We start from the raw sequence: 21,107 nt of genomic DNA on the forward strand, positions 1-21,107 counted from the left end.
ATGGCCACCATCAGGGCTCCGGCGCACGCACCACCATGCCCATCATGGGCTCCACCGTGGTGAGCTGGTCCTCCACCCGCACGACGCCTGCCGTGTTCTCGGCCAGCACCACCAGCGCCGCGCGGACGGAATCGTCGACGAGCACGCCGCGCAGGGTCACCACACCGTCGTGCACGTCCACGCTCATGGTCTCCCGCGGCGTCCACGGCTTCGCGTCGAGCTCGCTGACGATGCGGCGGGCAATCGCCGCATCGGACAGGTCGTCCGGCGCGGCGTCGGCTGCGGTCGCGACGAACGCGCGCAGCAGGTCGGCGCGGCTGAGGATGCCTTCCAGCCCGCGCTCGCCAAGCACCGGAAGGCGCTTGACGCGATGCTGCTCCATGAGCCGCACGGCGTCGGCCAGCGGCGCATCGGCGCCGATGGCGACCACCTCGCGGGTCATCACTTCGCCGACATGGCGGGCGTGCGAGGCGGTGAACTCCCGCGCCATGCGGCCCGGCCCGAGCAGGAAGCGCAACCAGGCGGGATGCGTGGGCTCGGTGCCGGTTTCGGCGCGGCGCATCAGGTCGCCCTCGGTCAGCACGCCCGCCAGTGCGCCTTGCGCATCCACCACGGGCAAGCCGCTGATGCGTTCGCGCAGCATCGTGCGCATGGCATCGGCCAGCGGCGTGTCGGGCGTCACGGTGACGACGCGGGTGGACATGGCTTCGCGGACTTTCATGGCGGGCTCCCGGCGGCGGCGCATCGGCGCCGGCCTGCTGCATGCTCGCCCCGCCCATCCGGATATCCCTTGATGCATGTCAACAAGCCGGCAGCGGGCCACGCCTACGGTGGCAGCAGCTGCCGCACGGGCACGCGGGCCCGCGCGGAAAGCCGACTTGCCGCGTACCGGAGGGATGCCCATGAATACCATCGCCAAGACCATCGAGATCAACGCCGCTTCCGGCAAGAGCCTGGAGGATGCCGTGCAGTCCGGGCTGCGCAAGGTCGCCACCACCATCGACAAGATCCAGGGCGCCTGGGTCAGCGACATCAAGGTGCGCACGTCGGCGAACGGCGACATCACCGAATGGCGGGCCTGCCTGCGCGTGACCTTCATCGTGGACTGAATCCCCCCATCCTTCAGAAGTCACTCCCATGCGCGACATCCTGGTTTTCTCGGAAAGCTTCAAGCGCTGGGGCGGCAGCGTGGAATACGCCGCGCGTCTCGCCTGCGCCTTCGATGCGCACCTGACCGGCATCTGGGTGTGCGCCTCCCCCATGGCGGCGCTCCCTTCCTTCGAGGAACCGGAATTGTTCGCCGAGCTGCTGGACGCGACGCTCGACCTGGAGAAGGAGGCCGCCGCGTCCGCCGCTGCCTTCGAGGCTCATGTCCTGCAGCTCGGCCAGCGCAAGGCCTCCTGGCAGGTCGCCGAAGGCTACGTCCCCGAGGCGCTTGCCCTCGCCGGAAGCTGGCACGACCTGCTGGTGACCGGACGCTCGGACCATGCGGCGTGGGGTTCCCTGTCGTCGGTGGGCAACATCGTCCTCGGCGCCGGCGACCTGCCGTGCATCGTGGTGCCGGAGCACGCACCCACGCAGCTTCCCGCGCTCGATACCGTGGCGATCGCCTGGAACGGCTCGATCGAGGCGATGCGCGCCGTCCACGCCGCGCTGCCCCTGCTGCAGAGCGCGCGGCGCGTCGTGATCCTGCGCGGCGAGCAGCGGCCGCCCGTCAGGATGACGGCCTGGCTGCCGCCCTTCGATCTCGCCGGCTACCTGCTTCGCCACGGCATGACGGTGGAAAGCCGCACGCTCCGCGGCGGCAGCGAGGACGATGTCGGCGCCGCCCTGCTCGGAGCCGCCGGCGAGGTCGGCGCAGGCCTGCTGGTGATGGGCGCCTACGGCCACACCCGCTTTCGCGAATGGGTGCTCGGCGGGGTGACGCGGCATGTCCTCGCGCATGCCGCGCTGCCGGTGCTGCTGCGCCATTGAGCTTTTCCGACATTTCTTGGCACCGAACGGGAGACATCGCATGGGCAGGCTCGACGGCAAGGTCGCATTGGTCACCGGAGGCGCCCTGGGCATCGGCGCCGCCTGCGCGCGGCGCATGATGGAGGCCGGCGCGCGCGTCGCCATCGTCGACGTGCTCGACGAAGCGGGCCGCACGCTGGCAGACCAGCTGGGCGAGCACGCCTGCTATCTGCACGCCGACGTCTCGGTCGAGGCCGAGGTGGAACGGGCGGTGAAGGACACGGTCGCCCGCTTCGGCCACCTCGACGTGCTGGTCAACAACGCCGGCATCTCCGGCGCCAACAAGCCCACACACGAGCTCTCGGAAGCCGAATGGGACCGGGTGCAGGCGATCAACGTGAAGGGCGTGTTCTTCTGCACCAAGCACGCCATCGGCCCGATGCGCAACGCCGGTGGCGGCAGCATCATCAACCTGTCGTCCATCTATGGACTGGTCGGTGCGCCCGACGTGCCGCCCTACCATGCGTCCAAGGGCGCCGTGCGCCTGATGGCCAAGACCGACGCGCTGCTCTACGCCGCCGACCGCATCCGGGTGAACTCGATCCACCCCGGCTTCATCTGGACGCCGATGGTGGAGCACCACCTCGCCTCGCTCGGCGGCGACGCCGCGGCCCACCGCCACGAGATCGCGGCGCTGCACCCGCTCGGCCACATGGGCGAAGCGGACGACATCGCCTGGGGCGTGGTCTACCTCGCCTCGGACGAAGCGAAGTTCGTCACCGGCAGCGAGCTGGTGATCGACGGCGGCTACAGCTGCCGCTAACGCCACGCCAACGGGGAATCGCCCATGTTCAAGCACATCCTGCTACCCACCGACGGCTCCGAGCTCGCGCTGCATGGCGTGAAGCTGGGCATCGAGCTGGCCAAGTCGTGCGGCGCCAGCGTCTTCGCGCTGCACATCGTCCCGCCCTTCCACTCGATCAGCTACGTGGCGGAGATGATCACCGCCACCCAGGCCGTGTACCTGGAGGGCGCCGTGGAGCACGCCGAGCGCTATCTCGCTGACGTGCGCGACCTGGCGGCCAAGGCCGGCGTCCCGTGCGACAGCGGCCACCTCATCGGCGACACTCCCGGCGAATGGATCGTGCAGGAGGCGCAGCGCCGCCAGTGCGACCTGATCGTGATGGCGTCGCACGGCCGGCGCGGCTTCGACCGGCTGCTGCTGGGCAGCGAGACGCAGAAGGTGCTGCAGACGAGCCCCGTGCCGGTGCTGGTGTGCCACTAGCGGGCATGAACCCGCGCATCACCTACAGCGCCCACGGCGCCGCCAAGCAGGTTACCGGCTCGTGCCACCTGGTGACCTGCGGCGACACCCGCGTACTGGTCGACTGCGGGCTGTTCCAGGGCGGCGGCCTCGACGACCTGAACTTCGAGCCGTTCGGTTTCGAGCCGGCGTCCATCGACGTGCTGCTGCTCACCCATGCGCACCTCGACCACTGCGGCCGCATTCCGCGCCTGGTTCGCCAGGGCTTCCGCGGCCGCATCCTGGCCACCGCCGCCACCCGCGACCTCGCGCGCATCGTGCTGCTGGATGCAGCCGGACTGCAGGAAGAGGATGCCGCCCGCGCGGAACGCAGCGACCGCCGCCGCGGCGAGCGTCCGCGGCCGCCGCTGTTCACCCTCGACGACGCCTTCCACAGCCTGGACTTCTTCGACACGCCGGTGGCCTATGGCCAGACGGTGCCGGTCGCCCCGGGCGTCAGGGCACGGTTCCTCGACGCCGGTCACATCCTGGGCTCGGCCTCCATCCTGCTCACGCTGACGGACGCGGAGCAGGTCCGCACCATCCTGTTCTCCGGCGACCTCGGCAACCCCGGGCGGCCCATCCTGCGCGATCCCGCGCCCGCGCCGGAGGCGGACTACGTGGTGATGGAAACGACCTACGGCGACCGCCCGCACCGCGCCCTGCCCGACTCCGTGGACGAGCTGCATCGCGCCATCCGCGACACCTTCGCGCGCGGCGGCAACGTGATCGTTCCGACGTTCGCGCTCGAGCGCGCGCAGGAGATCCTGTACTACCTGCATGGCGGGGCGGCGGCGGGCAAGCTGCCGCCGCACATGTCGGTATTCCTCGACTCGCCCATGGCGATCTCCGCCACCGAGATCTTCCGGCGGCATCCGGAATGCTTCGACCGGCCGTTCCTCGACCAGCTGCGCGACAGCGATCCCTTTGCCATGCCGGGGCTGCGCTTCACCCGCGACGTCGCGCAGTCGATGGCGATCAACCGCATCGAGCGTGGCGCGGTGATCCTGGCCGGCTCGGGTATGTGCACCGGCGGCCGCGTCCGCCACCACCTCAAGCACAACCTGTGGCGCGAGCGCTGCAGCATCGTCTTCGTCGGCTACGCCGCGGAAGGCACGCTCGCAAGGCGCATCGTCGACGGCGCGAAGTCCGTGCGGCTGCTGGGCGAGGAGATCCAGGTGCGGGCGCAGGTGTGGACCATCAACGGCTTCTCCGCCCATGCCGGCCAGGGCGCGCTGCTGGATTGGCTGGGCACGACGCCCCGGCGCAAGGTGTTCCTGGTGCACGGCGAGTACGAGCGCGGCATGACGGCGATGGCCAGGGTGCTGGAGCAGCGGGGCATCGCCAGCCAGATGCCGGGCATGCACGAGCCGATCCTGCTGGCCTGACCCCGATTTCCCGGGAACGTGCCGCCGACCGCCCGCGGCATGTCCATGCACGCCTGCGCACCGCTCCGCGGCCGCAGACGCACCGTGCTCTCAATGCTGCATCAGCAGCGGCAGTGTCGCCTGCTGCAGGACCCGGCGCGTGGCCCCGCCCAGCACGCGTTCGCGCAGGCGCGAGCGGCCGTAGGCCCCCATCACCAGCAGATCCGCATCCATCCGCTTCGCTTCGTGCAGCAGGGCGTCGCCCGCCTCGTGCGGAGGAACGTGGATGCGTCGCCGCCGGGCGACGATGTCGTGCTGTGTCAGGTAATCGATCGGCTGGAAGTACGACTGGGCCTCGCCTTCGTCCACCGCCGCGGGAGTCGATCCGTCCACCACCACCACCTCGCGCGCACGCGCGAGGAAAGGCAGCGCGACGTGGATCGCGCGCGTGGCCTCCAGGCTGCCGTTCCAGGCCAGCGCCACGCGCTCGAACGCCAGCAGCGCGCCGTCCCATCGCGGCGGCAGCATCAGGCACGGCTTGCGGCAGCCGAGCAGGGCTTCGCCGAGCAGCGCGGAACTGCCGTCGCCCTGCACGATGTCGCGCTCCAGCACGATGAGATCGTGCCAGGCGCCCAGCTGGTGCATCGTGTGCGCCAGCCCGGTTTGCGCGCGCATCCAGGCGGCGCCCTGCACGCCGCTGCGGCGCGCGAGCCTGCCGAAATCCTCGGCGACGCCCTCCGACTCCGGCGGCAGCTCCAGCAACAGCGACAGCACCGAGGGCTCTTCGTCGAGTCCGCGCAGCACGAGCAGCGCCGAATCGATGAAGCACCCGGTGACGTGGCTGTCCCACGGGGCGGCGAGCGCGAACGCGGCCGCGACCGAGGGGCTCCATGGGTTGGTCGAGGTGACGAGCGCGAGGATGTCGGACGGCGCGTGGCCCGCTCCGCGGGCTGCGCTGGCGAACGGGGACGCTTCGCCGGATCGGTGCGGGCGCAAGGCCATGGCGGGCTCCGCTCACAGCTCCAGGATGTGCATCACGCGTGCCGGGTCGTCGGGGACGGGCTCGCGGCGGAAGCCCAGGAAGGCGGCCAGTTCGCGCATCGGCTGGTTCGACGCATCGTCGAGCGACACCATGCGCTTGTAGCCGTTGCTGCGCGCCACGTCGATCAGGTGCCGCATCAGCAGCACGCCGAGGCCGCGATGCTGCCATTCGTCGGCCACCGTCACCGCGCACTCGCATTGCTTCTCGTCGGTTGCGGCGGCGAACCGGCTCACGCCGATCTCGCGCAGCTTCCCGTTGTCGTGCAGCAGCGCCACGAACGCCACCCGGCGTGGGAAATCGACCTCCATCAGCTGGTCGACCAGGGCGGGGCTCGCTTCGCGGAAGCTGCCGAGGAAACGGTACCGGCGCGCCGCGGGCGACAGGCGGCGGATGAACTCCTCCTCCCGCTCGCGGTCTTCGGCGCGCAGCGGGCGGATCAGCACGGCGGTGCCGTCCAGCAGATGGTCGATCCAGTGGGTGCCTGCAAGGAGCTGGGGGTAGTCGCTGAATGCGCCCTTGGCGGGCTGCTGCGATGCGTTGGTCGTCATGGGCTTGCCCTGGTGGTCGGGAGGACGCCGTTGCCGGCGCCGTGGTTCCGGTGGCTTCCTGTGTAAGCCACTCGCGCCCCCCCCGAGTTGATGCTGGTCAACTCCCGTGCGCGGGCGCTGGCGCGGGCCGCCGTGCGGCCGCGGCGCTTGACCGGCATCAACAAGCGCCGGCCGCCGCCGCGCGACGCTGTGGCCGTCGCCCCACCGGTACCGGCCGTGTACACACACATCCTCCTGGCCACCGACGGCTCCATCGCCGCGCGCCATGCGACCGACATGGCCATCGCGCTCGCCGCGCGGCTGGGCGCCCGCGTGCACGCCCTGTACGTGCTGGCGCCGCAGCCGGCGGTGGGTTTCGTGGCGGACGCGATCCAGGGCAGCCCTCATGCGCGCCGCGCCATCCGGCAGGCCGAGCGCGAGCTGGCCGAGGTGCGCCGGAAGGCCGCACGCGCGGGCGTGCCCTGCGAGGTGGAGCACGTGTTCGACCGCCGCCCGCATGCCGCGATCGCAAGCACCGCCACCGGGCTGCATTGCGACCTCGTGGCGATGGGTGCGCACGGCCACGACGGCCCGCCGCCGGGCGACGTCACGCGCCAAGTCATGCTCAACTGCGACGTGCCGGTGTTGGTCTGCCGCTGAGGCGCCGTGCTCCGCGCCGATCCTGTCGGCGACGCCCGCCGCGGCCGTGCCCGACGGTCAAAGCAGCATCCCCAGCACGACGGCCGCCATCACCAGCGTCGAGGCCCAGCCCAGCCAGCGCAGCGATCCGCCGACGCGGAACGCGCCCATGACGGACTCCTGCGTGGCGATCAGCATGATGCCAGCCATCAGCGGCACCGAGATCACGCCGTTGATCACCGCCGCCCAGAACAGCATGTGGATCGGATCGAGCCGCGACACGCTCAGCAGCGCCCCCAGCAGGGTCGAGCCGGCGATGATCAGGTAGAACACGCGCGCATCGCGGGGCTTGTTGCCCAAGCCGGCCCTGACGTCGAACGCCTCGGCCACCGCGTAGGCGGCGGAACCGGCCAGCACCGGCACCGCCAGCAGTCCGGTGCCGACGATGCCCGCCGCGAACAGCGCGGCGGCATACGGCCCCGCCAGCGGCTGCAGCGCGCTGGCCGCATCGGCGGCGTTGCGGATGTCGGTGACGCCATGCGCGTGCAGCACCGCGCCGGCGGTGAGCATGATGAAGAACGCGACGACGTTCGAGTAGACCATCCCCACCCCGGTATCGAAGCGGATGCGCGCGAAGGCCTCCTCCGCCTGCTCCGGCGCCGCCGTCAACGGCGACAGCGTCGTGTCGACCTCTTCCTCCTCCGCTTCCTCGGCGGCCTGCCAGAAGAACAGGTAGGGGCTGATCGTGGTGCCGAACACCGCCACCACCATCACCAGGTAGTCGCGCCACGCCAGCCCCCGCGGCACCAGCGAACGCCACACCTCGCCCCACGGCACGTCGATCACGAACACCGTCGCCACGTAGGCGAGCAGGCTCATCGTCATCGCCTTCAGCAGCGGCGCGTAGCGCGGGAACGGGATCACCACCTCCAGCAGCAGCGAGATCACGGCGAAGCCCAGCGCATACAGCACCGAGGGACCGCCCAGCAGCAGGCGCAGCGCCTCGCCCATGGCCCCGATGTCGGCGGCCAGGTTGATCACGTTGGCCACCAGCAGCAGCGACACCAGTGCGACCAGCACGGGGCGCGGAAAGTGCCGCCGCATGTTCGCCGCCAGGCCGCGCCCGGTGACGCGCCCCACGTGCGCGCTCACCATCTGGATGCCGATCATCAGCGGCAGCGTGAACAGCGTTGTCCACAGCGTGCCGTAGCCGAACTGCGCACCGGCCTGCGAGTAGGTGGCGATGCCGCTGGGGTCGTCGTCCGCCGCGCCGGTGATGAGGCCCGCGCCGAGGCGCCGCGCCCAGCCGCCGCGCGCCGTAGCGCGGCCCGTGAAGCTCATGACCATGGAAGACCTGCCTGCAAGTGTGCAGGCACCGATCTACATGGCGCGGGCGCCTGCCGTGTTGACGCCGGTCAAGCCGCCGGAGCCGGCGACCCCGGCGCCACATCGGCACACCGCCTCCCTCCGCCACCGAACACGCGGCCGTGCAGGCTTCCGGCGGAGGCCCGGCGCATCCTCAGCTGCCGGCGCAACCGGGCGGCGGGTCGAATACCAGCGCGTCGGCGAGGTCTTCCCTCGACTCGGCCATCGCGGCGACCAGATCGTCCGCGGTGACGATGCCGACCAGCGCCCCGGCGGCATCCACCACCGGCAGACGGCACCGCCCGCTGTCGCGCATGATCGCGATCAGCTCCGCGGACGTGTTGTCCTCGCGGCACAACACGGGTGGCTGCGACATGGCGCTGGCGATGGTGGTGGTGTCGGCGTCGCAGCCTTGCAGCCGCGTTGCCGCCGACAGGTCGCCGGCGGTGAGCATGCCGACCGGCACGTGCCGGCCGGCCCGGCTGTCGGTCACCACCAGGCAACGCACCTGGTGGCGGTACATGATCAGGGCTGCCTCGCGCAGGCTCTGCGCGGCATCGGCCTCGATCGCCCGTGTGGTGGCGATATCCCTGGCAAGCATGACGATCTCCTCCGGATGGCCCGGCCCCGCATCAATGCACCTGAAGGTGATCCACGACCGTCTGCACGCCCGGCGCGTTCCACACCGCCTGCTCCACCGCATCGCGCTCGTCCAGCGACCTGACCTCGCCGGACAGGGTCACCGTGCCACGGTCGACGCCGACCGTCACCGCCTTGCTGCGCAGATGGGCCTGGCGCTGCAGGGCCGCCTCGATCTTTCCCTTGATGTCCTGCACCGTGACCGGCGACTTGATCGCGATAAGGTTGACCACGTCCTTGACGCCGAGCAGGCCGCGCACGCACGACGCGGCGGCGGTGCGCGCATAGGCCCAGGGCACTTCCCCGCTGAGCGTGACGCGGCCGTCCTCGACCATCACTTTCACGTGCCCCTTGGGAACGGACGCGTTCCATTCGATGGCGCGGGTGGCCGCGTCCGCGATGTCCGCATCGGTGCGGTGGCTGTCGCCGGGAAGCACCACGTCCAGCTGCACGGCGACGCCGCGCACGCCGGCGACACGCTGCGCCGCACGCTCGGCCGCGTACTTTTCCATGTAGCTGCCGACCGTGCCGTCCAGCGTGACGATGCCGTTGCGCACCTCCACCCCTATGCGGTCGGCCTGGATGGCCGAATCCCAGTGGAGTTCCTCGATGACGTCCTTCTGCAGCTGCCTGTCGGTACGCATGGCTGATCCTCCGTGCTTCGGTGCCCCACGATGGACCGACGGCAAGGCGGGATGTTGATGCAGGTCAATCGTCCCGTGCGCTGCGGCATCCGCCCGGACATCACGCCGGCGGCACCAGCACCGCCGCGCCCTGCACGCGACCCGCACGCAGGTCCGCCAGCGCGCGATTGGCGTCGGCCAGCGGATAGCGGTGCACGTGCGTGCGCACGCCGGCCCGTGCGGCGGCGGCAAGGAAGGCGTGGCCGTCCGCGCGGGTGAGGTTGGCGACCGACAGCAGCCGGCGCTCCCCCCACAGCAGGCGGTACGGAAAACCGGGGATGTCGCTCATGTGGATGCCGCCGCACACCACGGTGCCGCCCTTGCGCACGGCGGCCAGCGCGGTGGGCACCAGCGCGCCGACGGGAGCGAAGATGATCGCGGCATCCAGCGGCCCGGGCGGCGGCTCGTCGGAACCGCCGGCCCAGACGGCTCCCAGCGAGTACGCGAGCGCCTGCGACTCGACGTCGCCCGCGCGGGTGAAGGCATGCACGCGGCGCCCCTCGGCATGCGCCACCTGCGCCAGGATGTGCGCCGCCGCCCCGAAGCCGTACAAGCCCAGCGCCGCGCCCTTCCCTGCCAGCCGCAGCGCGCGGCCGCCGATCAGTCCCGCGCACAGCAGCGGCGCGGCAAGCGCCGCGTCGGGGTAGTCGTGCGCGGGCAGCGGCAGGCAGAACGCGGCATTCGCCAGCACGTGGGTGGCGTAGCCGCCGTCCCGGGTGCAGCCGGTGAACTCCGGCGCGTCGCACAGGTTCTCGCGCCCGTGCACGCAGTAGTCGCAGCTGCCGCAGGTGCCGCCCAGCCACGGCACGCCGACGCGGTCGCCGACCTGCCACATCGAGGTTCCCGCACCGACGGCATCCACCGTGCCCACCACTTCGTGCCCCGGCACGACCGGCAGCCGCGCCTGCGGCAACTCGCCGTCGAGCAGGTGCAGGTCGGTACGGCACACGCCGCACGCCTCCACGCGGATGCGCACCTCGCCCGCGCCGGGCCGGGGGTCGGGCCGCTCCTCCGGCACCAGCGGCGTCATCAGGGAACGAAGGACCATCGCGAACATGCGCAGAATGCCTCTCTGGGTTTCCGGCAACGCCGCGGCAGGGATCGCCGCCTCCGGCCGCGCCGGCGTCAATGCCGGAACAGCACCGGAATATCCGCCCACGTCAGCACGTGCCGCGTGGCGCCGCCCAGCCACCATTCACTGAAACGGTTGCGGCCGTAGGCGCCCATCACGAGCAGGTCGGCGCCGAACTTCGTCGACGCATCCAGCAATACCGTGCCCACGTCGTCGTGCCTCGCGGCGACCATGTGTTCCTCGACCTCGATGCCGTGGCTCTGCAGGTATTGCAGGATGTGGAAGGGCGGATCCCATTCCACCCCGTGGTCGACATCGCGCTCCACCGCTCCCCACAGCAGCAGGACCTGCTTGCCCTGCAGCAGCGGGCGCGCCGCATGGATGGCCCGCATCGCTTCCGGCGACCCGTTCCAGGCCAGTGCGACGCGCTGGATCTGCCGCTCGGGCAGCGTTTCCTCCTGCGGCAGGACGATGCACGGCACGCCGGTGCGGAGGATCAGGCCGGGAATGTCCCACGGCGGCCCCTGGTTGTTCGCCGGATGATCGAGCACCAGCAGATCGTGCCGTGTCGCCGCCTGCATCAGCGCGTCGGAGGCGGCTCCCTGCGCGACCATCCAGTCGGCGTTCGGCACGCCCAGCGATGCCGCCCACGCCTTGAACGACTGCCTGGCCTGGACGGCGTCCTTGACCAGCTCCAGCGCGTTTTCCATGAAGGCGGTCATCAGCGAAGGATCGAAACCGGGCGCGAAATGCATCGGGTGCGGGCAGGCATAGACGGCGGTCACCGAGGCTTGCAGCGTCGCCGCAAGCCGTACGCCGAAGATGGTCGCCGGCGTGCGGTCCTGGAAATCCCTGGCGTGGATGAGGATGTCTTTCATGGCCTTGTTCCCCCCGTGGCATGCGATCCGGGCGCGGACTCCCCGGGCCAGCCACAGGTTGCCGCTGCCTACCGGACCGGTGTTGACGCGGGTCAACAGAACCGCGCCAAAGAAGGTCCGCGCGCGGTTGATCCAGATCACCCCTCGCCGGCGGCACCGCGGCAGCATGCGGTGCGCATGACGCATGCATCGCACGAGGAGTTGCCGCATGGACATTTCCACCTCCATAACCTTCGACGGGATGCCTCCCTCCGAAGCGCTGCGCGAGATGATCCTGGAGCGGGCCCGGCGCCTGAGCCGCTTCGCCGACGACATCATCAGCTGCGACGTCGTGGTCAGCGTCGACGAACGGCGGCACCGGCACGGCAACCGCTACAGCGTGCGCGCCCGGGCCACCCTGCGCGACGACGTGGTGGAGGTCGGCCACGCGCACGAACCCGATGCCGGGAACGAGGATCCCTACGTCGCGGCGAACCAGGCCTTCGACGCCTTGCGCCGCCGCATCGAGGACCACGTGCGCCGTCGCCGCGGCAGCGTCAAGACCCACGCGGACAGGTAGGCAGCGCGCCTGTGCGCGGCGTCCGCCGATTTCGCCCGGCGCGGCCGGAGCGCCGCCTCGATGGTTGTTGACGCGGATCAACCCCGCGGCCGGCGCCTGTTGTGGAATGGTTTCCCCCCTCACGGAGAACACCCATGAGCGACAAAGAACTGCGCCAGCTCGTCATCGACGAACTGGAATACGAACCGAGCATCGACGCCGCCGATATCGGCGTGGCGGCGGAGAACGGCGTCGTCACCCTGAGCGGCCATGTCTCCGACTACGCCCAGAAGACGGCAGCGGAACGCGCGGCGTGGCGGGTCAAGGGCGTCCGCGGCATCGCCCAGGAAATCGAGGTGCGCCTGTCGGGCGACAAGAAGCGCAACGACGACGAGATCGCGCAACGGGCGCTGAGCATCCTCGCGTGGAACACCACGATTCCCAGCGCCGGCATTCGCGTCCAGGTGTCCGGCGGATGGGTCACCCTGTCCGGCAACGTGAGCTGGAACTACCAGCGCCGCGCCGCCGAGAACGAGATCCGCAAGCTCGGCGGCGTCACCGGCGTCACGAACGACATCCGGCTCACCACCGAAGTGCAGGCAAGCGACCTGAAGCGGCGCATCCAGGAGGCGCTGAAGCGGCACGCGGAGATCGAGGCCGGCGCCGTGCACGTGGACGTGCGGGCCGACGGCACGGTCCGCCTCGACGGACACGTCGACAACTGGAGCGAGATGCAGGCCGTGGAGCGTGCTGTCTGGGCGGCTCCGGGCGTCCGCGTCATCGAGGACAACCTGATCTTCAACTGAGGCGCCTTCCGGCGCGCGGTACCCCGCCGCCGGAATGCCGCACCGCGCGCCCGGCCCCGGGGCAGGCGTTCCTCAGTCGTCGTTGGCGACTGCCGCCCAGTCGCGCTCGTCGTCCGCATGCAGCTCGAACCACATCGCGTTCAGGATGCCGAAGGCGCAGGCGAGACCCGTGCCGAGGAACCATGCGAAATACCACATCGTCGTTCTCCATCCCGCTGGGGCGGGATCAGTATTTTTTCGCCGGATTGGAGTCCGCCGGCCAGATCCTCAGCCCGTCCGGGCCACGGCGGACCAGGCGCACCACCAGCGCCGCGCCGGTCGCGAAGAGGCCGGCGATCGCCGTGCAGGCGATCGCGGCGACGATCGTTTCCGATTCCGTCGCCCTGGTCGCGGTGACCGGCAGCAGCCCGTCGACCAACCACGGGCCGCGGCCCGCTTCGCCCACCAGCCAGCCCAGCGCGCCGGCCACCCACGGCAACGGCAGGCTCCAGACCGCGATGCGCAGGAACCCGCGCCGCTCGAACCGGCGTCGCGACGCCAGCCAGAATGCGCAGGCGAACAGGAGGATGCCGCAGGCACCCAGCAACGCCATGCCGCGGAAGGCCCAGAACAGCAGCGGCACATTGGGGATCGTGTCGCGGGCCGCGGCGGCTGTCGCGTCACCACTCCGCTGCGTCGGAGCCCGCACGTGGCGCAAGGTCAGCAACCCGTACCCCAGGTCCGGATTGGCTGCGGCCGAACCGGCATAGGGTCCATCCCCCTGCGGAAAAGCGTCCCTGGCGTCCAGCGCCATGAATTCCGTGAGGCCGCGCCGGATGCGCGACGCGTTCGCCGCCTCCAGATCGTCCAGCCCCGCGACCGGCTTGCGCCACGAGTGCGTCGCGCCCAGTCCCAGCGCCCACGGGATGCGCAGCGCGAACCGCGTCGCGCGCCGTCCCTGGTCGGGCAGCCCGACGATCGCGAGCGACGCCGGCGCCGGCTGCGTGTGCCATTCGGCCGCGATCGCGGCGATCCGCATCTGCTGGCCCGGCGAGCCGGCGTAACCCTCGTGGTCGCCCAGCACGGCAAGCGACAGCGCCGCCGCCAGGCCGAAGGCGGCGGCCACGGTCATCGAGCGGCGCGCGATCTGCACGTTGCGTCCGCGCAGCAGGTACCACGCCGACACCGAGAGCACCAGCGTCGCCGCCGTGAGATAGCAGGAGCCGATGAGGTGCAGGAACCAGGCCTGCGCGGCGGGATTGAGCAGCGCCGACGGCACGTCGCCGATCCGCACCCGCATGCTGGCGGGATCGAGGAAGGCGCCGGCCGGGTTGTCCATCAGGCCGTACCCCAGCGCGATCTTCAGTACCGCCAGCGCCGACAGCGGCATCCAGAGCCAGGTGACCAGCAGATGCGGCAGCCGGCCCAGGTTCCGCCAGTCGCTGAACAGGCGCCAGAGATATAGCCCGCCGGCGAGGACGACCGGCGTGAGGAGCAGGATCGGCGCCACCCCCGGGATGCCCTGGAAATACCTGCCGAACCTGCCGGGGTCCACGGCGTACAGGACGATCAGCACCATCGCGCCGATCGCCCACATCAGCAGCGCGATGCCGAACAGCTTGCCCCAGAAGCGGGCGATCCCCCTCCATATCTCCCGCCCGGTCATCACGTGGACGCTTTCGGCAATCGCGATGACGGGCGGCAGGCCGGCGACCAGCGGCAACAGGGTCGCGCAGTAGAAGGCGACGATGTGCGGCCACGATGCCGAGGCATGGAATGAGGAGAGATCGATCATGATGGCCTCCTTCGCCCCGTGGCCACGCTTGCGCCCGTTTCGCCAAGGCGCCCCGGTTCCGCTGCGCGCCGGAGCCCGCCGCACCCGATGGCTGGCGCGCATACGTCGCGCCGCGCGACGCCAACTTACGGCGCACGGCCCGTGTCGCGTATTGACTGAAATCAACCCCGCCGGACCGCCGGCATCGCCCGGCGCCTCGCCGCCGGACGCCTGCAACCGCCGCCCCGGCCCCGCGCCGGGGCGGCGGAGGTTCCGGGATCGCCGAAGGCGAGCGGCGGAATGCCCTGACGCCGGTCAGCTGCGCCGCATGTCCGGTCCGGACCATGGTCGTGCTGCCGCGGCATCCGGCTTGATATAAGATCAGGCAACCACCCCCGCATAGTGCTCGAACGCCATGCCGGATCCCGCACACTTGCTGGTCGTGGATGACGATACCGGTGTGCAGGAACTGCTGCACCGCTATTTCACCGGCCACGGCTTCAAGGTCAGCATCGTCGCCAACGGCGCCGGCATGCGCAGCGTGCTGGCGCGCGAATCCGTCGACCTGGTGCTGCTGGACCTCGGCCTGCCGGGCGAAGACGGCCTCGAACTGACCCGCGTGCTGCGCACGGACTGGGACGGCGCGCTCATCATCATCACCGGGCGCGGCGAGTCGGTGGATCGCGTGGTCGGCCTGGAGCTGGGCGCCGACGACTACGTCACCAAGCCGTTCGAATTGCGGGAACTGCTTGCGCGCGTGCGCAGCGTGCTGCGCCGCAGCCTGCCGGCCAACGCGACCACCGGCAATTCCGGCGAGGCGGCGTTCCATTTCGCCGACTACTCCCTCGACCCGCTGGGGCGCGCGCTGCGCAACGCCCGCGGCGAGGCGATCCCGCTGACCACCGGTGAATACGAGCTGCTGCACGTGCTGGTCGAACACCCGAATCGGGTGCTGTCGCGCGACGACCTGATGGAGCACATACACGGCCGCGACGCCGGCCCGTTCGATCGGGCCATCGACGTGCAGATTGCGCGGCTGCGCCGCAAGATCGAGCCCGATGCGGCGAACCCCGAACTGATCAAGTCGGTGCGGGGCGTCGGCTACATCTTCACTGCCCGCGTGCAGAGGGAGCGGTAGATGGACACGCCGTTGCCCGCTTCCACCAGCCTCGCCATGCTGCGCACCTGGTTCGACATCTCCCCCGACGCGATGATCGCCGTGAACCAGGACGGCGCCATCGTGCTTTCCAACGAGCAGGCCGAGCGCATGTTCGGCTACGAAGACGAGACCCTGCTCGGGCTGCCCCTCGAATCGCTGCTGCCGGAGCCCCTGCGCAACGCCCATCGCACGCACCGCCGCAATTTCATGACCAACCCGCGCGTGCGCCCGATGGGAATCGGCTACGAGCTGATGGGCGTGAGGCGCGACGGCAAATCGTTCCCGGTCGAGATCGGCCTGAGCCCGATCGCCACCGAGGTCGGCGACATCGCGATCGCCTCGGTGCGCGACATCTCCGAGACCCGCAGGGTGCGGCAGGCGCTCGCGCGCTCGCGGCGCGACAACTTCCTCGCGCAGATCGGCCGGCTCGCGCTGGAATCGCCGGACTACGAGCTCGCGATCCGCCGGATTCCCGAGCTCGTCGCGACGGCCCTGGAGGTGCAGGCCGTCGCCATCCTCTCCACCGAATGGCACGGCAGCGACCTTCATGTCCGCGCCGCCACGGGGCTGCACGCGGACGCCGCGAAGACGATCGCGACCGTTTTCAGCCAGGCCGACATCGTCCGCAGCGCGTTCGGAACCGGGAGCCGCCACGCCGTCACTACCCACATGCTGCACGAAGGGGGCTTTGCCGGGATTCTCGCCGGGCTGGCCAAGGCCGGCTTCCCCGATGTCGCGATCGTCCCGCTGTTCGGACGCTACGGCTACGAGTCGCTGGGCGTCCTGGTGGCGCTGGCCACGACGGAGGCCGGTTTCGACCGCGACAGGCTCGGCTTCCTGCAGTCGGTCGCCAACCTGCTGACGGCAGCCGTGCAGCGCAGCCGCAGCGAGGAACAGCTGGCGCACGTGCAGCGGCTCGACGCGATCGGCCAGCTCACCGGCGGCGTCGCGCACGACTTCAACAATCTGTTGACGGTGATTTCGGGCAACCTCCAGCTGCTCGAATCCAGGCTGCCCGAGAACCCGGAGCTGTCGGAAATCATCGGCAGCGCCTTGCGCGCGGTGGACCGGGGAGCCGACCTGACCCGGAGGCTGCTGACGTTCGCGCGCAAGCAGCCGCTGCAACCCCGCCCGGTGGTGCCCAAGCCGCTGCTGGAGGAACTCGGGCACATGCTCAGGCGCACGCTGGGCGAGGCCATCACGGTCGAGGTCGAGTGCGGCGGCGACGTGCCGGACGTATACGCGGACGCCAACGAGCTGGATACGGCGCTGGTCAATCTCGCGCTGAATGCGCGGGACGCCATGCCGCGCGGCGGCCTGCTGCGCATCGCCGCATGCGAGATCGCGATCCAGGATGCGACCAACCGGTGGAAGCTCCCGCCGGGCCGCTACGTGGCATTCGGCGTCAACGACACCGGCACCGGGATGACGCCGGACGTGCTGGCGCACGCGCTCGAACCCTTCTTCACCACCAAGGGCACCGGCAAGGGCAGCGGCCTCGGCCTCAGCATGGTGTACGGCTTCGTGACCCAGTCCGGTGGCGGCATGTCGATCGACAGCCGGCCCGGTTACGGTACCAGCGTGGATTTCCTGCTGCCGATCGCACACGCATCGACCGCCCGGGCGGCCGAGACGGAAAAGACCCATCGCGCCAGTCCCGGACGGCAACGGACCATCCTGGTCGTCGAGGACGAGGTCGACGTCCGCACCGTGGCGGCCCGCTTCCTCGGCGCGAATGGCTACGAGGTCGTCGCCGTGGGATGCGCGCAGGATGCGCTGGACCTGCTCGCCGGGGATTCGGCGGTGGACCTGCTTTTTTCCGACCTGGTGCTGGGCAGCGGCATGAATGGCGTGGAGCTTGCGCACGAGGCTCGCCGCGTCAGGCCGGGGCTCGCGGTGCTCCTCACTTCCGGCTATCAGGGCAAACACACCGGCGTGGGCGGCCCGACCGCCCCCTTCAAACTGCTGCGCAAGCCCTACAAGCGGGAGCAGCTGATGGATGCGGTACGGCGGGTGCTGGAGACCGGCTGAACCCGCTCACGGGCTCGTGCAGGGCGTGCCGACGCAGGCGCGCAGCTTCGCGACATCCAGCAGCTTCACTTCGCGGCGAAGCACCGAGATGTAGTGCAGCCGCTCCAGGTGCGACAGCGCCCGGCTCACGGTCTCGTGCTTGAGCGCGAGGAAACTGGCGATGTCCGCACGCCCCATCCGCAGGATGAAGTGGCGGGCGCTGAAGCCGAGGCGCGCCAGGCGGGCGGCGATGTCCAGCAGGAAGGCAGCCACGCGCTGCTCGGCCGGCAAGGTGCCGATGGCCAGCATCCAGACGCGGTCGCGCCGGATCTCCTCGGCCAGCGCGGTCGCCAGCCGCATCTGCAGTTCGGGGATATGGCGCAGGGCATCGAGCACCGGCGGATAGGGAAGCTCCCACACCTCGGCATCGTCCAGCGCGACGGCATCGCAGGTGTGCACCGCGAGGCCGATGGATTCGACGCCGAGCAGGTCGCCGCGCATCCGGAACCCCGTCACCTGTTCGCGCCCGTCCTCGGACAGCTCGCAGGTCTTCAGGAACCCCGCATGCACGAAATGCAACGCGCGGAACGGTTGGCCGTTGCGGTACAGGTACTGGCCAGCCCGCACCTTCCGGCGCGTCACGACCATGTGCTTCTGCAGCTGCTCGATGTCCAGCCCGGACAGCGTCTCGCCCTGGAACTGTTGCGGACGCGGCTCTTCCAGCGCGAATGGTGCGAACGCGGTGTCCATGTCGTACTCCCGATGGTGGTGGCGTCGTTGCAACGCTAGGACGCCACCGCCACACCAGCATGTCGGAGCCGCAACGTTCCGTAACAGTGCGTAACAGCGGCGCCGTCGCGGCGCGCCGGCTTGACGCAGGTCAAGCGGACGGCCCTCAGCGCAGCATGCCGGCCCCCGGGGACATCCAGGTCCACTCGCGCACCTCCGGCATGTCCACCCCGTGCTCGCAGATGTAGCGACGATGTTCGACCAGCTTGTCCAGCAGCCGCTGCCTGAGGTAGGCGGCCCGCGAGGCGAGTCCGGGCAGCCGCTCGATCACGTCGATCGCCAGGTGGTAGCGGTCCAGCCCGTTCAGCACCGCCATGTCGAAGGGCGTGGTGATCGTCCCCTCTTCCTTGTAGCCGTGCACGTGCAGGTTGTCGTGGTTGCGGCGCCGGTAGGTCAGGCGATGGATCAGCGCGGGATAGCCGTGGTACGCGAACACCACCGGCTTGTCCGTGGTGAACAGCCGGTCGAAATCATCGTCGCCGAGGCCATGGGGATGCATGCCCGGCGACTCCAGTTTCATCAGGTCCACCACGTTGACGACGCGCAGCCTGAGATCGGGAAGATGGCGGCGGAGGATGGCCACCGCGGCCAGCGTTTCCAGCGTGGGCACGTCGCCCGCGCAGGCCATCACCGCGTCCGGTTCGCCGTCCTGGTCGTTGCTGGCCCACGGCCAGATGCCGATGCCGCGGCTGCAGTGCTCGACCGCCGCCTCCATGTCCAGCCATTGCGGCGCGGGATGCTTGCCGGCGACCACCACGTTCACGTAGTGGCGGCTGCGCAGGCAGTGGTCCATCACCGACAGCAGGCAATTGGCGTCGGGCGGCAGGTAGACGCGCACGATGCCGGCCTTCTTGTTGACCACGTGGTCGATGAAGCCGGGGTCCTGGTGGGTGAAGCCGTTGTGGTCCTGCCGCCAGACGTGCGAGGCGAGCAGGTAGTTGAGCGAGGCGATCGGGCGCCGCCAGGGGATCTGCGCGCTCATCTTCAGCCACTTGGCGTGCTGGTTGAACATCGAATCCACGATGTGGACGAACGCCTCGTAGCAGTTGAACACGCCGTGGCGCCCGGCCAGCAGGTAGCCCTCCAGCCAGCCCTGGCACTGATGCTCGCTCAGCATCTCCAGCACCCGCCCCTCGCGGGCCAGGAACTCGTCGGTCGGCAGGGTCGCGGCCTCCCATTGGCGGCTGGTGGCCTCGAACGCCGCCGCCAGGCCGTTCGAGACCGTCTCGTCGGGGCCGAAGATGCGGAAGTTGCGCTGGTCCCGGTTGGCCCGGACCACCTCGCGCAGGAACGGGCCCAGCACGCGGGTGTCGCCGACGCCGGGCGCGCCCGGCTCGGCCACGGGCGCCGCATGGGCGCGGAAATCCGGCATGCGCAGGTCGCGCAGCAGCAAGCCGCCGTTGGCATGCGGGTTGGCGCTCATGCGCCGCAACCCCTCCGGGGCGAGCAGGCGCCACTCGGCGCGCAGGCGGCCGCGTCCGTCGAACAGCTCCTCCGGCCGGTAGCTGCGCAGCCACGCTTCCAGCAGCGGGAGATGCCGGGGTTCGGCGGCGGACACCTGCAGCGGCACCTGGTGCGCGCGGAAGGTGCCCTCTATGGGCTTGCCGTCGACGATCCTGGGGCCGGTCCAGCCCTTCGGCGACTCCAGCACGATCACGGGCCATGCCGGTCGCGCGCGGGCGCGCCCCTCGCGCGCGTCGTGGCGTATCCGCCCGATGTCGGCGACAACCGCGTCGAGCGCCGCGGCCATCTGGCGGTGCATCGAGGAAGGCTGGTGGCCGCGCACGTAGTACGGCTTCCAGCCGCAGCCACGCAGGAACTGCGACAGCTCGCGACGCGGAATCCGCGCCAGCACCGTGGGGTTGGCGATCTTGTAGCCGTTGAGGTGCAGGATCGGCAGCACCGCGCCATCGCTGGCCGGGTTGAGGAACTTGTTGCCGTGCCACGCCGTGGCCAACGGACCGGTCTCGGCTTCGCCGTCGCCGATCACGCAGGCCGCGATCAGCTCCGGGTTGTCGAACACCGCGCCGAAGGCATGGCTCAATGAATAGCCGAGCTCGCCGCCCTCGTGGATCGAGCCCGGGCATTCGGGCGACGCGTGGCTGGCGATGCCGCCCGGAAACGAGAACTGCTTGAACAGCCGCTGCAGGCCGGCCTCGTCCTGGCCGACCTCCGGATAGAGCTCGCTGTACGTGCCTTCCAGATAGGCGTTGGCGACCACCGCCGGCCCGCCGTGCCCCGGGCCGGAGAGGTAGATCATGTCGAGCCCGTGCTGCCGGATCGCCCGGTTCAGGTGCGCGTAGATGAAGTTCTGCCCGGGCGTCGTGCCCCAGTGGCCCACCAGCGTGTGCTTGACGTGCTCCAGTTGCAGCGGCTCGCGCAGCAGCGGGTTGGCGCGCAGGTAGATCTGGCCCACCGAGAGGTAATTTGCCGCGCGCCACCAGGCATCGATGCCCTGCAGCAGCTGTGGATCGGTCAGGCCGCGACGGACTGCGGTTTTCATTGGGCGACTCGCATCGACAAGGTTGAAGGGGCGACCCGCCGCACCGCCGCCGGCCCGGCTGCGGCTGCGCGGTCTCCGGGA

The 21,107-nt window shown here is 70.5% G+C and carries 22 protein-coding genes; 10 read left to right on the forward strand and 12 right to left on the reverse strand.

Going from position 1 to position 21,107, the window contains the following annotated elements:
- Positions 1–10: 10 nt before the first annotated feature.
- A complete protein-coding gene (locus ACQGNW_RS14365; RefSeq protein WP_426663901.1) occupies positions 11–721 on the reverse strand; it encodes a CBS domain-containing protein in 711 nt (236 codons plus the stop codon).
- A 181-nt stretch (positions 722–902) separates the two neighbouring features.
- Here ACQGNW_RS14365 and ACQGNW_RS14370 point away from each other — a divergent pair, with 181 nt between their 5' ends.
- From ACQGNW_RS14370 to ACQGNW_RS14390, 5 genes are read left to right on the forward strand one after another with little or no spacing between them, the layout of a single operon-like run.
- Positions 903–1,109, forward strand: a complete 207-nt coding sequence (locus tag ACQGNW_RS14370; protein WP_426663902.1) for a dodecin family protein — start codon at positions 903–905, stop codon at positions 1,107–1,109.
- Between the two features lie 28 nt (positions 1,110–1,137).
- A complete protein-coding gene (locus ACQGNW_RS14375; RefSeq protein ID WP_426663903.1) occupies positions 1,138–1,974 on the forward strand; it encodes a universal stress protein in 837 nt (278 codons plus the stop codon).
- 40 nt (positions 1,975–2,014) lie between these two features.
- Entirely contained in the window at positions 2,015–2,776 is a 762-nt protein-coding gene (locus ACQGNW_RS14380; RefSeq protein ID WP_426663905.1) for a glucose 1-dehydrogenase, read from the forward strand.
- 24 nt (positions 2,777–2,800) lie between these two features.
- Positions 2,801–3,238, forward strand: a complete 438-nt coding sequence (locus ACQGNW_RS14385; protein ID WP_426663906.1) for a universal stress protein — start codon at positions 2,801–2,803, stop codon at positions 3,236–3,238.
- Between the two features lie 5 nt (positions 3,239–3,243).
- Entirely contained in the window at positions 3,244–4,644 is a 1,401-nt protein-coding gene (locus ACQGNW_RS14390) for an MBL fold metallo-hydrolase RNA specificity domain-containing protein (RefSeq protein ID WP_426663907.1), read from the forward strand.
- 90 nt (positions 4,645–4,734) lie between these two features.
- On the opposite strand, the gene ACQGNW_RS14395 is transcribed toward ACQGNW_RS14390, so the two are convergent.
- Entirely contained in the window at positions 4,735–5,625 is an 891-nt protein-coding gene (locus ACQGNW_RS14395; RefSeq protein WP_426663908.1) for a universal stress protein, read from the reverse strand.
- Between the two features lie 12 nt (positions 5,626–5,637).
- A complete protein-coding gene (locus ACQGNW_RS14400; protein ID WP_426663909.1) occupies positions 5,638–6,213 on the reverse strand; it encodes a GNAT family N-acetyltransferase in 576 nt (191 codons plus the stop codon).
- A gap of 216 nt (positions 6,214–6,429) precedes the next feature.
- Here ACQGNW_RS14400 and ACQGNW_RS14405 point away from each other — a divergent pair, with 216 nt between their 5' ends.
- Positions 6,430–6,852 carry a universal stress protein gene (locus ACQGNW_RS14405; protein WP_426663910.1) on the forward strand — a complete coding sequence of 141 codons (423 nt, stop codon included), beginning with the start codon at positions 6,430–6,432 and terminating at the stop codon, positions 6,850–6,852.
- Positions 6,853–6,909: 57 nt separating this feature from the next.
- Here the strand turns inward: ACQGNW_RS14405 and ACQGNW_RS14410 are convergent, their stop codons facing one another.
- The 5 genes from ACQGNW_RS14410 to ACQGNW_RS14430 form a co-directional block, all read right to left on the reverse strand.
- Positions 6,910–8,172 (reverse strand): NRAMP family divalent metal transporter, encoded by a 1,263-nt coding sequence (locus ACQGNW_RS14410; RefSeq protein WP_426663912.1) that lies wholly within the window; start codon positions 8,170–8,172, stop codon positions 6,910–6,912.
- A gap of 178 nt (positions 8,173–8,350) precedes the next feature.
- Positions 8,351–8,797, reverse strand: a complete 447-nt coding sequence (locus ACQGNW_RS14415; protein WP_426663913.1) for a CBS domain-containing protein — start codon at positions 8,795–8,797, stop codon at positions 8,351–8,353.
- Positions 8,798–8,828: 31 nt separating this feature from the next.
- A complete protein-coding gene (locus ACQGNW_RS14420) occupies positions 8,829–9,479 on the reverse strand; it encodes a BON domain-containing protein (protein ID WP_426663914.1) in 651 nt (216 codons plus the stop codon).
- A gap of 100 nt (positions 9,480–9,579) precedes the next feature.
- Positions 9,580–10,566, reverse strand: a complete 987-nt coding sequence (locus ACQGNW_RS14425) for a zinc-dependent alcohol dehydrogenase family protein (RefSeq protein WP_426663915.1) — start codon at positions 10,564–10,566, stop codon at positions 9,580–9,582.
- 77 nt (positions 10,567–10,643) lie between these two features.
- A complete protein-coding gene (locus tag ACQGNW_RS14430; protein ID WP_426663916.1) occupies positions 10,644–11,468 on the reverse strand; it encodes a universal stress protein in 825 nt (274 codons plus the stop codon).
- Between the two features lie 208 nt (positions 11,469–11,676).
- Here ACQGNW_RS14430 and ACQGNW_RS14435 point away from each other — a divergent pair, with 208 nt between their 5' ends.
- Together ACQGNW_RS14435 and ACQGNW_RS14440 are read left to right on the forward strand one after the other, a co-directional pair.
- Positions 11,677–12,027, forward strand: a complete 351-nt coding sequence (locus ACQGNW_RS14435; protein ID WP_426663917.1) for an HPF/RaiA family ribosome-associated protein — start codon at positions 11,677–11,679, stop codon at positions 12,025–12,027.
- A 134-nt stretch (positions 12,028–12,161) separates the two neighbouring features.
- Positions 12,162–12,812 (forward strand): BON domain-containing protein, encoded by a 651-nt coding sequence (locus ACQGNW_RS14440; RefSeq protein ID WP_426663918.1) that lies wholly within the window; start codon positions 12,162–12,164, stop codon positions 12,810–12,812.
- Between the two features lie 72 nt (positions 12,813–12,884).
- Here the strand turns inward: ACQGNW_RS14440 and cydX are convergent, their stop codons facing one another.
- Both cydX and ACQGNW_RS14450 read right to left on the reverse strand, forming a co-directional pair.
- The gene (gene cydX, locus ACQGNW_RS14445) at positions 12,885–13,010 is read right to left on the reverse strand and encodes a cytochrome bd-I oxidase subunit CydX (RefSeq protein ID WP_426663919.1); all 126 of its coding nucleotides are present in this window, start codon (positions 13,008–13,010) and stop codon (positions 12,885–12,887) included.
- Positions 13,011–13,038: 28 nt separating this feature from the next.
- The gene (locus ACQGNW_RS14450) at positions 13,039–14,586 is read right to left on the reverse strand and encodes a cytochrome ubiquinol oxidase subunit I (protein ID WP_426663920.1); all 1,548 of its coding nucleotides are present in this window, start codon (positions 14,584–14,586) and stop codon (positions 13,039–13,041) included.
- 421 nt (positions 14,587–15,007) lie between these two features.
- On the opposite strand from ACQGNW_RS14450, the gene ACQGNW_RS14455 reads away from it, so the two are divergent.
- Together ACQGNW_RS14455 and ACQGNW_RS14460 are read left to right on the forward strand one after the other, a co-directional pair.
- Positions 15,008–15,703 carry a winged helix-turn-helix domain-containing protein gene (locus ACQGNW_RS14455; protein WP_426664776.1) on the forward strand — a complete coding sequence of 232 codons (696 nt, stop codon included), beginning with the start codon at positions 15,008–15,010 and terminating at the stop codon, positions 15,701–15,703.
- Positions 15,704–17,755, forward strand: coding sequence for a PAS domain S-box protein (locus tag ACQGNW_RS14460; protein ID WP_426663921.1), 2,052 nt, complete (start codon positions 15,704–15,706; stop codon positions 17,753–17,755). It begins immediately after the preceding gene.
- Between the two features lie 6 nt (positions 17,756–17,761).
- Here the strand turns inward: ACQGNW_RS14460 and ACQGNW_RS14465 are convergent, their stop codons facing one another.
- Both ACQGNW_RS14465 and ACQGNW_RS14470 read right to left on the reverse strand, forming a co-directional pair.
- The gene (locus ACQGNW_RS14465; protein ID WP_426663922.1) at positions 17,762–18,484 is read right to left on the reverse strand and encodes a Crp/Fnr family transcriptional regulator; all 723 of its coding nucleotides are present in this window, start codon (positions 18,482–18,484) and stop codon (positions 17,762–17,764) included.
- A 145-nt stretch (positions 18,485–18,629) separates the two neighbouring features.
- The gene (locus ACQGNW_RS14470; protein ID WP_426663923.1) at positions 18,630–21,026 is read right to left on the reverse strand and encodes a phosphoketolase family protein; all 2,397 of its coding nucleotides are present in this window, start codon (positions 21,024–21,026) and stop codon (positions 18,630–18,632) included.
- Between the last annotated feature and the right edge of the window lie 81 nt (positions 21,027–21,107).

The organism is Rhodanobacter aciditrophus (genome assembly GCF_050026795.1).
Taxonomy (GTDB): domain Bacteria; phylum Pseudomonadota; class Gammaproteobacteria; order Xanthomonadales; family Rhodanobacteraceae; genus Rhodanobacter_A.